Annotated in this window: 10 protein-coding genes and 2 pseudogenes; all 12 read left to right on the top strand. The window is 38.0% G+C overall.

Translation table 11 applies throughout. The annotated features are described in order from the left end of the window. Positions 1-74: 74 nt before the first annotated feature. The 12 genes and pseudogenes from BVG16_RS33475 to BVG16_RS25280 all read left to right on the top strand — a co-directional run bounded on the left by BVG16_RS33475 (position 75) and on the right by BVG16_RS25280 (position 12963). A complete protein-coding gene (locus tag BVG16_RS33475) occupies positions 75-314 on the top strand; it encodes a recombinase family protein (protein WP_233147167.1) in 240 nt (79 codons plus the stop codon). A 68-nt stretch (positions 315-382) separates the two neighbouring features. Beyond that, on the top strand, positions 383-496 hold the full coding sequence (locus BVG16_RS33470; protein ID WP_332888812.1) for a hypothetical protein: 114 nt from the start codon (positions 383-385) through the stop codon (positions 494-496). Positions 497-1142: 646 nt separating this feature from the next. Next, positions 1143-3458, top strand: coding sequence for a tetratricopeptide repeat protein (locus BVG16_RS25325; protein WP_158081787.1), 2316 nt, complete (start codon positions 1143-1145; stop codon positions 3456-3458). 26 nt (positions 3459-3484) lie between these two features. Then, positions 3485-3601 (top strand): annotated as a pseudogene (locus BVG16_RS33785) (GMP synthase (glutamine-hydrolyzing)); the annotation flags it as partial. A gap of 191 nt (positions 3602-3792) precedes the next feature. Beyond that, positions 3793-3960, top strand: a pseudogene (groEL, locus tag BVG16_RS25315) (chaperonin GroEL); the annotation flags it as partial. A 394-nt stretch (positions 3961-4354) separates the two neighbouring features. Beyond that, complete coding sequence (locus tag BVG16_RS25310; RefSeq protein WP_078501986.1) at positions 4355-5239, top strand: carbohydrate ABC transporter permease; 885 nt, start codon at positions 4355-4357, stop codon at positions 5237-5239. A gap of 2 nt (positions 5240-5241) precedes the next feature. Beyond that, positions 5242-6087 (top strand): carbohydrate ABC transporter permease, encoded by an 846-nt coding sequence (locus BVG16_RS25305; RefSeq protein ID WP_078501985.1) that lies wholly within the window; start codon positions 5242-5244, stop codon positions 6085-6087. A gap of 62 nt (positions 6088-6149) precedes the next feature. After that, a complete protein-coding gene (locus BVG16_RS25300) occupies positions 6150-7907 on the top strand; it encodes a sensor histidine kinase (protein WP_078501984.1) in 1758 nt (585 codons plus the stop codon). 22 nt (positions 7908-7929) lie between these two features. Then, positions 7930-9633 (top strand): response regulator transcription factor, encoded by a 1704-nt coding sequence (locus BVG16_RS25295; RefSeq protein WP_078501983.1) that lies wholly within the window; start codon positions 7930-7932, stop codon positions 9631-9633. 54 nt (positions 9634-9687) lie between these two features. Then, positions 9688-10995: an ABC transporter substrate-binding protein gene (locus BVG16_RS25290; protein WP_078501982.1), complete on the top strand. Its 1308-nt coding sequence runs from the start codon at positions 9688-9690 to the stop codon at positions 10993-10995. Positions 10996-11036: 41 nt separating this feature from the next. Then, positions 11037-11864, top strand: a complete 828-nt coding sequence (locus BVG16_RS25285) for a sugar phosphate isomerase/epimerase family protein (RefSeq protein ID WP_078501981.1) — start codon at positions 11037-11039, stop codon at positions 11862-11864. A 28-nt stretch (positions 11865-11892) separates the two neighbouring features. Continuing rightward, on the top strand, positions 11893-12963 hold the full coding sequence (locus BVG16_RS25280) for a Gfo/Idh/MocA family protein (protein WP_078501980.1): 1071 nt from the start codon (positions 11893-11895) through the stop codon (positions 12961-12963). Positions 12964-13242 lie beyond the last annotated feature (279 nt).

Below are 13242 nucleotides of genomic sequence, written 5' to 3'. Positions count from 1 at the left end.
GGACAATCAACGCAGCATAAAATATTTTTAAAGAATCAAGGTGGTATATTAAATGACAAGAGAGCAGTTACAGATTGCCCTATATATTGGGTCAAGATGATACGCTTGTAGTTTATAAGTTGGACAGGCTCGCCCGCTCTACGGTTAAACTGATTCAAGTACTTGATGATATTCAGCAAAAAGGAGCGAACTTGGTTTCGATTAATGACAACATAGATACTACAACGGCAGCAGGTAAGGCTCTATTTGGAATGTTAGATGTTTTTGCAGAGTTTGAGCGCAACATAATTATTGAACGTACACAGGTGGTTTAATAGAGGCTTGAACAAGAGGACGTAAAGGTGGTAGACCAGTAAGCGATCAGAAAAAGATTGAACAAGCTTTGAAGTTGTATGATGCACAATCTCACACGGTCAAAGAGATAGAGGAGTTAACTAGTGTGAAGCGGGCTACATTATATAGAGCAATTGCCAAGCGAAAGGAAACAGTACAGTAACACCCTAACGTATGGTTAAGATTAATTCTACTGCTGAATTATCTGTATTAATCTATAAATTGGGAAGGTAACACATCATCCAAGTACATTCTATTGGGTAATGTGACGACCTTCCTTTTTATTTAATTACTGATAAAAACTGCATTTCATGCGGATAAGGGATGGTAGTGGGGGATATATAAAACTTTTCAAGTCCAGATTGTTGTGTTATGTCTCCCTAGCACTTAGAGGCTCACACCAAGGTAGTATTTGATATATTGTTTAATACAATACTCCCTTTCAAAGTTCCTATAGCCAGCTCCTCTTAATTTATAACAATAAAGCATAATGGCAGCGAGAATTTAAGGTTCTCCAGTTCGACAAGAAGTAGCTACTCGCTTGGGAATTGGAATTTTAGCAGTACCACTGTATCAGGGCTTGATACAGTTGCAGTGTTTAGATAGGAAAGAGCTACAAATAAAGGACAGTCAATAGGATTGTCTCTTTTTGTGTAGGAGGTAAAATCTATAATGATTCGACATAATGTGGTAATATATAACTATTGATTATCTGGTATTACTATGATAGTGAAATAATTAAATTCGAGGGATTAATATAAATCTATTAACCATCTTTAATAATTTTTCTAGAAAGGATGAATGTTATTGTGGAAGAGAAATTTCAACAGATAACCACATTATTGGAAGAAAGACTTTATGATGACGCTGAAAAATTGCTTTTAGAGTTAAAAAATGAAGATTACAATAACACTGCGATCGATTTCTATTTAGGCATCTTATATTCTAAATATGATAACCCCAAGAAATCAGATGAAAAATCTAAAAAGCATTTTCAAAATGTCATTAATGGAGAATATGTATATGAATATGCATTTATTTTTTTAGCTGGAAAGGAAGAGAACAAGAATCATTCATTAAGACTAATAAAAAAGGGGCTTGAAGTATTTCCTGATAGTTTTGAACTTAATAAGAGATTACTTATACAAAGTAATATCAAAGAAAAAGAAGAAATATATCAGGAGATAACCAAAAAGGGAATCTGTTCAAATGAAATATATAACTATATGTTCTCTTATTATTACGGACTAGGGAAATATCAAGATGCGTATGATATTGCTATAAAGATGAATGTTGAAAGCAAAGACTTTTTTCTTCTTATTGAACTAGCAAAGGGATTTTGTTCTTATAGAATTAATGATATATCTAAGGCTAAGAGTATATTTACTTTTCTAATAGAGGAAGATATAAATCAAGAGCTTGATGTTGCTCCTTTTATAGGAGCTGTTCTTTGTAATCTAAAGCAAGGAGAAATTAATAAAGGTTTTGAGTTGTTTGATGAAATTCCATTTGATTATGCAATATCAGCGGAACTGTACTCATATCCTGAGTTTACATTTTCATTTGAAACTGAGTTATTAGGATTTTTCCAAGAACTAGAGAATAACACTAAAAATCCAAATATTTTGGCAAAAATCAAAGGTTTGAGAGGGATTTACCTTTCAAACGTAGATGATAAAAAGAATGAAAAAAGAGTTATTAAAGACCTTGAATATGCGAATAGATACTTGCCTAATACTTTTATTTATATTGAGACACTTAAGAACATTGCGGAGTCGAATGATAGGAATCTAGATGCATTCAATTATGGTCTGTCACTTATAAAATACACGTTCGAAAAGAACGAAAAATATTTAGAGAGTGAATATTTTTGGGGTTTTATTAATAGTTCTGGACTTGACGATGTACTTGAAATGACAAATAGTTTGATCAATATCATTCAGACTGACTTTTTAAAAAATAAGATATACTCTGGAGCGATTTGTGAAGCGCTTATAGAGAAATTATATTCTTTAAAAAGATATAATGAAATTCTTGGGATATTTAAATCTTTTAATACGAATTTGATGAAAGGTGATTTCTTGTTTGAAGTTGCATATTCGTTTTCGGAGAAAGGAGATTTAAACTCAGCAAAAGAAATTTATGAATTGTACCAAAAAAAGCATGGAGATACGAATGCCTCCTTGAATAATTTAGGAGTTATCTACCGCAAACAAAATGACCTTCATAAGGCTCAAGAGATGTTCAAGAAGGCGGTAGAATTAAAACCTGATGATAAAACTGCATTGAATAACTATGAAAACGTAACAAAACTAGTTGTTGAACAAGAAAAGCAAGAAGAAGAAATAAATAAATCAGCGATTGTTTTTAACTCAGAGAATGCTTGGATAAAGGGAAAGTTAATATCATTTTCAAAACAAAGAAATATAGATGGATTTATAGTATGTCCTTATAGACAGTTGCCCCAATTCCTTGGTGTTTCAGAAATAAAAGCTAATGAGTTAATTAAATCATTCTTAGAAAAAAAATATGTGATTAAAACAGCTGATCATAACATAGATACTAATAGTTCAGTTTATCGAATAAATTCAAAAATAGTTGAGTTGATAGAAGAATTACAATTAGTGAACCAAAGAGAAAATGAATTGATAAGTATTGCTGAGAACATTAATATAGATCAATATAATAAGTTTGGATTTGATGAGAAATTGATAAAATCTCTCGATAAAGTTGTTAATCCTGAATTAAAAAGTATGTTAGAAAGAGACCTTAATGAAAATGTGATTGCACTAATTACTAAATCTTATAAAACATCACTAATAATGAGTGGTAGCATAATTGAAGCGGTTCTTTTAGATCACATAACATCAAAAAATATAACATCGTATATTTTGGAGAATGGAAAAAGTAAGAAAACCAATCAAATGGACTTGAATGAGTTATTGTATATTGCGAATAAAGAAGCATACATTGATCTTCAACTGTACCATCTTTCTCATGCCATAAGAGGTTTTAGAAACTTAATCCATCCTGGTGTTGAAAAACGAAAAACTTCTATTATTGTTAACGAAGAGAACGCAGCTTTAGCGTGGAGCATTGTTAAAAAAGTGATACAAGAGATATAGTGATGAAAATCTAATCCGAATTTTAATCAGTAACTGCTATCGATGGTATGACTGCGAACTGGGCACATATCCTTTGGGATGTGTTAGAGAAAATCTCTGTTCGTATCGTAAGCGAGGTGGAGAACGTCAACCAGTCGCTTTAGTTAGTCGATGATAGAGAGTTTTTTGTGTCTGAAATTAATGGGTTGTTCGATGAATCTAAGTAAGAGTTGAAGAGAGTATTTACAAAAAACAACCACCACTTTACAATGTAATTGTAAGCATGATTGCAAGAAGCGGTCATTGCTCTAAATTTGTTATTAATAACAGTGATACATTTGCTTAAAAGGCTTTGTCAGGTATCGTTGACCCAGCGAAAGTAACACGTTATGCATTGCAAAACGCAGCATCTGTAGCAGCTATGTTCTTGACTACAGAAGCGGTTATCGCTGACAAACCAGAACCGAACAAACCAGCTATGCCTGATATGGGCGGAATGGGTGGCATGGGCGGTATGATGTAAGGTATCAGACCTTACATCTGAGAAATAGTCTAGGCTATTTCCCCCAGTTTGAGAACTGGTCACGTAAAAAACTAATTTCTAAAGTATAGACTACTTCCTAAAAACAGGAGGTAGTCTTTTTTATGTTATTAAAATTTGCATATCAAGATTTTCTAGATGACAGACGTTCTTCGTATTTTGTTAGTAGATTGTCCTTTTTCCCCTCGCAATTCGTACTTTCCATACTTGCCCTCCTTATCGTGATTTCCATGAGAAAAGTCATATGTTGAAAGAAATAGCTCATCTCTATACTTTAAATGGAAAATGCTCACTCATATAATTAATACTAATAAGGTCAGGGAGTGATGAAACTTTACTTGCAGATCAATTCGACCATACGAGCGAGGTGTAGCCTATGAAAACGAGACAAAATTTGACTGGTTATTTATTTATTTCACCGTTTTTAATTGGTTTTTTTCTACTTACTTTATTCCCTATGATGCAATCGTTATACTTTTCATTTACAGACTACTCGCTGCTGCAGCCGGCACAATGGGTAGGAACAAAAAACTATATGAGGATGTTTACGAGTGACCCAACCTTTAAGACATCACTCGGTGTCACGTTTACCTATGTTATTTTTGCAGTGCCGTTAAAGCTAATGTTCGCATTGTTAGTTGCGATGCTGCTCAACAAAAACATGAAAGGTATGTCATTCTATCGTACGTTGATATATTTTCCATCTATCATTGGGGGAAGTATAGCGGTCGCAGTGTTATGGAAGAACATTTTCGGAATTGACGGATTCATAAGCAAATTTCTTGCGATTTTTGGGATGGAAGGCATCGGTTTAGTATCGAATCCCGATACAGCATTAAGTACATTAGTATTGCTTCAAGCGTGGCAATTCGGTTCGGCTATGATTATTTTCTTGGCGGGACTGAAGCAAATTCCCAAGGAATTGTACGAAGCATCATCTGTAGATGGGGCGGGAATGATTCGTAAATTTTTCAGTGTTACGCTTCCCATGCTTTCTCCTGTTATTCTGTTTAACCTTATCCTAGGCATTATTAATTCATTTCAAATGTTTACTCAAGCGTATGTTATCACCAAAGGTGGTCCTGTGAAATCCACTTATATGTACGCATTATATCTGTATGATAAAGCATTTGGTTCATTTCAAATGGGCTACGCCTCGGCGCTTGCATGGGTAATGCTGATTATCATTGGTATAGCCACCATTATTAACTTCACGGTTTCGAAGTATTGGGTGTTCTATGAGTCGGGAGGGGATAAATAATTATGACAACGAAAGAATGGATCAAACAAAAACAAATGAATACGCATATCCTTCTTGTGCTCTTGAGCTTAATTATGATCTATCCCGTTATTTGGTGGATTGGTGCATCACTTAAAACGAATGCGGAATTGAGCTTGCCTAATATTTTTCCAAGTGTGCCACAATGGAGTAACTATGTAAATGGATGGACAGCCATTCCAGGTCATACGTTCACTAAATTTTTTACGAACACCTTCGTTATTGAATTGTTTAGTGTAGCAGGAACAGTCATATCTGCTAGTTTAATTGCTTTCGGTTTTGCACGCGTGAAATTTAAGTTCAGCAACCTATGGTTCTCGATGCTGCTTATGACAATGATGATTCCTTCCCAAGTACTTATTATTCCTCAATATGTTATATTCTTCAAACTCGATTGGATCAACACGTATTTGCCAATCATTACTCCGCATTTTTTTGGCGGCGGTGGGTTTTTCGTCTTCCTGCTTGTTCAATTTATTCGCGGACTTCCGCGTGAACTGGATGAATCAGCAACAATTGATGGTTGTTCAACCTTCGGCATTTACTGGCATATCATCATGCCGTTAATTAAGCCGGCGCTCATTACCGTTGCGATTTACTGCTTCATGTGGACGTGGGACGATTTCTTCCAGCAATTGCTGTACATCAGCTCTGTAGATAAATTTACGGTTGGCCTTGCATTACGGTTGTTCATGGATTCGCAGTCCGCAGTGGAATGGGGCCAAATGCTATCCATGTCGCTTCTTTCTATCATACCGTCAGTTGTTATTTTCTTTTTAGCACAGAAATATTTCGTTGAAGGCATTGCCACTACCGGTCTAAAAGGATAGGATTCAATTTGGACTCAATTGTATATACGTAACCTGGTTTAGTGTGAGGTGCTGTGAATTTTATGCGAAATCCATTTAAAACCTACCGTCTAGGTAGGTTGTTTTTTATCTTATTTGCCGGATTTATGGCCGCTCTGCTAATCGTGCTTATGGCTGTAAGTTACAAGGTCGCATCTTCATACATGTCGAATCAAGCTTCAAAATATCAACAGGAAATCCTTAACGAGCTTAGTATAAGGATCGACAACCAGATGAGTTCTGTTGAACAAATCGCATTGTCTATTACACGAAACAATGATTTTCTTAACTATTTGAACTATGAAGAGCTTGATATGGATATGTACGATCGATTGGTTGCAAGTCAGAAATTAACCTCCTATTTTACAAATTTAGTATATAGCTGGAATAATACGGTCGATTCAATCCAAATCTATATGAGAAATCCGCTGCCAAAACCGAATCTTCCAGTTAGTTTCATAGAGCTTGAGGAAGCGAGGAATGAAGAATGGTTTTCTCGGGTTGAATTATCTGATTTTGCATGGGTGGGTGAACGAAAAATAGGAATAGGAGGTACGGAAACCGTCATCAGCTTCGCTCGGAAAGTGTATTCGAATTCAGGCAAATATCTGGGCTTACTTGTGTTAAATATGAAGATGTCAGCTGTTCATAATACATTATTAAATCGTGAAAATGAGAATCAGGGAATTAAGAGGGTATTAATGGGTAACGGACAGAATCTCATCACAAGCGCGGGGTTTTCTATGGAGATAAACTCGAAGCTTAATGAGTTCATTACGGTGTATAGCAAGGAACCTGATCGTTACCGCAATCAAAAGACTGATTTGAATCAAAGTTATCTTGTTACTGAATCGAATAATCGAACAACGAAATGGAGCATCATTCAGTTTACGCCGTGGAAAGAGATAGCGAATGACAGTCTCAGAATCGCATATATGCTAGGCGCCATTGGATTAATTGCCGTGATGGTTGCATTATTTTTCACTTTACTCCTGTCACATAGATTTATGAAACCAATTATTATTATGACACGCGCAATGGGGCGATTCTCCGTTGATATGCAGCCAGTCAAGATGCCTGGCGATTATACGAATGAGTTTGGTATTTTATTCAGTGGCTATAGCAATCTAATGGAAAGAGTCAAGCAGTTGTACATCGACTTGGAGAAGCAATATATCAGACAGAAGGAACTGGATGTAAAAGCCCTGCAAGCGATGATCAACCCGCATTTCTTATATAATACACTGGATCAAATCAATTGGATGGCAATTGAAGCGAATCAACCCCAAATTAGCCGTATTTTAGAGTTAACAGGAAAAATGTTCAGGATGGGGCTTTCCCGAGGGGAGTCTATTTTAACAGTTCATGAAGAGATGACGTATATCAATTATTATCTGCAAATCCAACGCATTCGGATGGAGCCCCATCGGTTGGATGTAACATTGGATTTACCTTCGGCTTTGGAAAATTATTATGTACCGAAGATGCTGCTGCAGCCATTTGTAGAAAATGCGATTATGCACGGCTTTCATGGTCGTAATGGAGGCTCGATTGTTATTCGCGTAGAAGAGAAGGAGGCGGGCATTCTTTTCAGTATACAAGATGATGGCCAAGGGTTTCAAACCAATCGAATTCCTACATATCAGGCCAATATAGGCGGTTACGGAATTCGCAATGTAAGAGAGCGGATTGACGCTTTGTTTGGAGAACCATATGGAGTATCTATAACAAGCGAACTTAATCAAGGTACAACGATCCATATTTATGTTCCGAAGCGAGATAAGGGAGATTATTTTATCTGATTTATTTTGAAGGGAGAACGCTATGTGGAAAGCAGTTATTGTTGATGATGAGCATAAAATAATTCAGATCATGCGCAATATTCCAATTTGGAGTGAGCTTGAAATTGAGGTTGTAGGGGATGCCACCGATGGTCAAGAGGGCATGAAGCTAATATTTGAACAAAATCCTGATATTGTGATTACCGACATTTATATGCCTGTTATGAACGGACTTGAAATGGTTGAGCAATTGCGATTGCATAACTTTGCCGGCAAAATTATTGTGTTATCCGGATATTCTGACTTTGATTATGCAAGACAAGCCTTGCGTTTACAAGTTGATGATTATTTAAGCAAGCCAATCTCGTTGGAAACGATGAAAGAAGTGCTTATGAAATCGATTGAGGACTTAAAGGCGCTTCAAATGGAGCAAATCGAACAAGCTCAGCTTAAGCAAAAGCTTACAGTCTATGAGCCGTATGTTCAGAAGAAGTGGTTGCATTATGTCGTTACCGGCACACATGATTCGGATTTTCAGCAAGTACAGGAGATGAATCAGAGATTTAAGCACTGGAACTATAAAAGTCATATGGTGCTCGTAATTGAGATGATGAAGACGGATCGATTGGCAGGAATGTCGCTTGTTGATCAAAGTTTATTTTATTTTGGATTAAATAATATTATTCAGGAAATTTCTCAGCAGCATTGGCCTGAGTTTAATTTTGTTGAGTTGTACAGTCATCACTGCGCTTTACTGCTTCATTTGAACAATCAAGCGGCTGAGGAGACACCCTTGCAGCATGTCGTTGAATTAGCAGAGCGTATTGCTGAATCCGTGTTCGCTTACTTAAAAATTGAGATTTCTATTGGTATAGGCGGATTAAAAGAACAGTGGAGAGATATTGCCCGTTCGACAGAGGAAGGGTTTATAGCCTTGTTTTACAAAAATAAGCGAATAGGGAAGTCGGGCTTGGTGTTTGCGCTTCCTGAGGAATTCTCGAAGAAAGAGATCCACCTATACAATGATCTGAAGCATGAGATGCATCCATTTAAGTTATACCAAGAGTTATCCGAAGCTATTTCGTATACGCAAATAGATCAGGCCATTACCATTGTTCAGCAGTTTATTATTCATTTGGATGGAATACATAAGGTTCCTATGGTTTACCTTCGAAATTATGGTTATGAATTGTGGATCATCATTGTGAATTCGTTTGCAAAAGCAGGTATACAGATCGACAGCTTTTATCCAAAGGAGCAAATGCTTGATGAGCTGGATTCGCTTTCGACACCTCAAGAACTGGAAAAGTGGTTGATAGAGAAGTTGAAGCATATAGGCAAGCAATTTCAATCGAATGTCAACCTAAAGCACCGTCATGCCGTTGATTTTATCATAAAGTGTGTTCACGAAAATTATCACAAAGAGCTGGCACTTGGTGAAATTGCTGATCAAATCTGTATGTCTCGCAGCTATCTAAGTTATATATTCAAAAACGCAACAGGAGATACATTCAATAACTACGTTACCCGAGTGCGCATTGAAAAAGCGAAAGCGATGATCATGGAAGGTAAATATCTGATTTACGAGGTTTCAGAGAAAGTAGGATACAAGAACGTTCCGTATTTCAACACATTATTCAAAAAGTTTACAGGGTTGAATCCGACTCAATTGTATGAAACCTATAAAACAGGTTTTTCGTCAAATATTGATACAAATCAGACATCCATCTCGTATTCAATAAATTAGCCCTATGATAACATTTTCTTGTACAGCAACCTAACCAAAAAAGGAGGATACGTGATGCGAACAAAGAAATGGTTCACGGGGTTATTGGCTTTAACACTAGTCGCTTCAATTACGGCATGTAGTGGGGGAAATAAAGATGAGGCTGCATCAGGCACAGCGGGTACTTCTGGAACAACTTCAGGGAATCAAGACGTTACGTTAAGAATGATGTGGTGGGGTTCACAATCTAGACATGATGTAACTTTGAAAGCGATTAAATTATATGAAGAACTAAATCCACATGTAAAGATTGAACCGGAGTATTCAGGTTGGGACGGCTATTGGGACAAGCTTGCTACCTTGTCAGCAGCTAAAAATTTGCCTGATATTATTCAAATGGACGCTGCTTATTTAGGGGACTATGCGAAACGTAATCAGCTTATGGATCTAACTGATCTGAGCTTGCCGAAAATTGATGCGGACCTCATGGAAGCCGGGAAAGTGAATGGCAAGCAATATGCGATTCCAGCCGGGAGAAACGGATATGGAATGGTGTATAACAAAGAACTATTCGCAGAGTATGGAATCGAAGAGCCTAAGGAAGGTTGGACGTGGGACGAATTCTTCACAGTGGCTCGTGATGCTCGTACTAAATTGCCCAAAGATAAATTTTTTTCTATAGACATGTCAAAAGGCGAACTTGAGTATACCGCTTACCAATTAGCTAAAGGTAAAGGTCCTTTATATGTAGATGAAAAACTTAATTTGGATAAAGATACTTGGTTAGAATGGGCCAACACTTGGAGAGATTTCCGTAAGGAAGGAATTGTTCCACCGGTAGATCAATCTGTTGCTGATGTTGAGCTTGATGCACAGTTCGATAATCTTGTTAAAGGCAACATCCTTATTAAAGCGATGCATGCTGCTCAGGCTGGCGCTTATGATGGCTTAATGCCAGGTAAAATCGGCGTTGCAGCCTTTCCTATGGCTAAAGAGGCAGGAAGCTGGCTGAAGCCAACCTTCTTCTGGACGGTAAGCTCTGTATCGAAGCAAGCCGAAGAATCAAAAAAGTTAATTGACTGGTTATTAAATGATGTAGAAGCTGGTAAAATTCTGAAAACAGAACGCGGTACTCCAGTGAATAATGATGTATTAAACAGCATCCAGGCTGATTTGAGCGTTGGAGATCTTTTGGGAAAAGAAATGATTGATAAAATTTCAAATAACGCACAACCGTTTACATCATTGCCAGCGGGTTGGACAGATTTCAACAAAGATATGCAATCCACATTCCAAGGTGTTATGTTCAATAAAATTACTCCTGAAAAAGCGTATGAAGATTTTATTAAACGTGCAGATGACACAGTAGCAAATTTACAGTAATGGTATGATAAAACAAAATCTGAAGGAGTGGATAAGTCCATATGATCACATTAACAGGATTTTCCGATGAAATATCAACAGATTTGAATGAACAGTTAACTTGTCTAGAATCGGAATCGATGCGTTATTTAGAGTTCCGTGGAGTCTGGGGCAAAAATGTATTGAAGCTAAATGATGCGGAGCTTGCTGCTGTTAAAGAAGAACTGCAACGTCGTGAAATAGGTGTTTCGTCGATTGGATCGCCAATCGGAAAAATTTCAATTGAAGATCCGTTCGAGCCGCATCTCCAAGATTTTGAACGTGCTTTACATGTTGCTGAATATTTCAACACTCGCTATATTCGCGTATTCTCCTTCTTTATTCCCGAAAATAATGATCCATCCCGTTATCGTGATGAAGTAATGGAGCGAATGAATCAACTGGTAAAACGCGCTGAAAAAAGGGAAATTATTCTGCTTCATGAGAATGAAAAAGATATATTCGGTGACACAAGCGAGCGCTGTCTGGATATTCTCCAAACAGTAAACTCTCCAAGCTTACGTGCAGCTTATGATCCAGCAAACTTTGTACAGTGCGGGGTTAAGCCTTTTAAGGAAGCTTTCCCAATTCTTAAGCCGTACATTGAATATGTACATATTAAGGATGCTATTCACTCGGATGGTCATGTTACGGTTGCCGGCAAAGGCGACGGACAAGTAAAGGAAGCGCTGGCTGCTCTTAAACAGGAAGGCTATAACGGATTTTTATCATTAGAGCCGCATCTTCAATCTGCGGGAACCTTTAAAGGCTTTAGTGGTGCTCAGCTGTTTAAGGAAGCGACTCAAGCATGCAAGGTCATTTTGGATGAATTACATTGGGATTGGGAGTAACCACTTGTTTAGAAGGAGTGTATTTAGAATGTCTCAAAAACAATATCGTTTTGCAATTATTGGAGCAGGCAATATCGGAAAACATCACGCGGCAACCATTTCAACAATTGATAATGCAGTACTAGTTGCTGTATGCGACATCATTCCTGAACGCGCACAGGAGCTGGCTGAGAAGCATCATTGTGAATGGTATACGAATATTGATGAGATTCTGCAGCATGTTGGTATGGACATTGTGACGATCGCGACTCCGAGCGGTATGCATGCGGAACACGTTATGATCTGCGCTAAGGCAGGCAAGCAAATCATTTGTGAGAAACCTATAGAAGTTACCATGGATAAGGCGAAGCTAATGAATGAAGCTTGCAAGCAAGCAGGAGTGAAGTTGGCTGTTATTTCACAGCATCGTTTCCAGCCTTCAACGGTTGAAGTGAAGAAGCAGGTGGACAACGGCAGATTCGGAAAACTTATCCTCGGCACAGGTGCGATTAACTGGTACCGATCTCAAGATTATTATGACAGCGGCGACTGGAGAGCTACCTGGGAGCTGGACGGCGGCGGTGCGCTTATGAATCAAGGTGTTCATACCGTTGACGTATTGCAGCACTTGATGGGACCCGTTGACAGCGTATATGCTCATTGTGAAACATTAGGTCACGAGAGGATGGAAGTTGAGGATACTGCTGTTGCGACGTTGCGTTTTCGTAATGGGGCGATAGGAACACTTGTGGGAACAACATGTGCTTTCCCGGGACTATCAGCTCGAATTGAAATTGTTGGTAGAGATGGTTCGGCCGTAATTGATAATGATCAGCTCGTTCACTGCAAATTCCGTGACCAATATGAGAACGGTGAAGTCGGTCACTTTGGTGGAGCTCACGAGGAAAAGGAATCCGGGGCTCAAGATGATACAGGAAGTGCTGATCCAACCGCTATTGCTACCCAGGGGCATGCAAGACAATTCATCGATATGATTGAAGCAATTGAAGAGGATCGTGAACCGAAAATGAATGGCGATACCGCACAAAAACCACTGGAAATTATATTGGCGGTATATGAGTCCGCTCGTACAGGACGCCCGGTGAAGCTGTCAGAGTAACGAGTATATCAGAATATAAAAACGCCTGCTGACTTGTTCCTAATGGAACTTTGTCTACAGGCTGGAAGGACCCGAAAGGGTCCTTTTTTATGTTTGTCATATGACAGAATTCATGACAACGCTCACTATGTAACAAGGGACCAATCCATTAAAATTTTAGATAGATGAAGAGGAAGAGTATCGGGGGGATAGCAATGGCAGGATATTTGATATTTAAAGAAGTTTGGACACCTTTCCGATGGGTGGGCATTCGTGTCTTCAAAGATGGTGATCGTCAGT

It is taken from the genome of Paenibacillus selenitireducens (assembly GCF_002021565.1).
In the GTDB taxonomy this organism is placed as follows: Bacteria; Bacillota; Bacilli; order Paenibacillales; family Paenibacillaceae; genus Paenibacillus_K; species Paenibacillus_K selenitireducens.
This window is presented reverse-complemented; position numbering and strand designations above follow the sequence as displayed.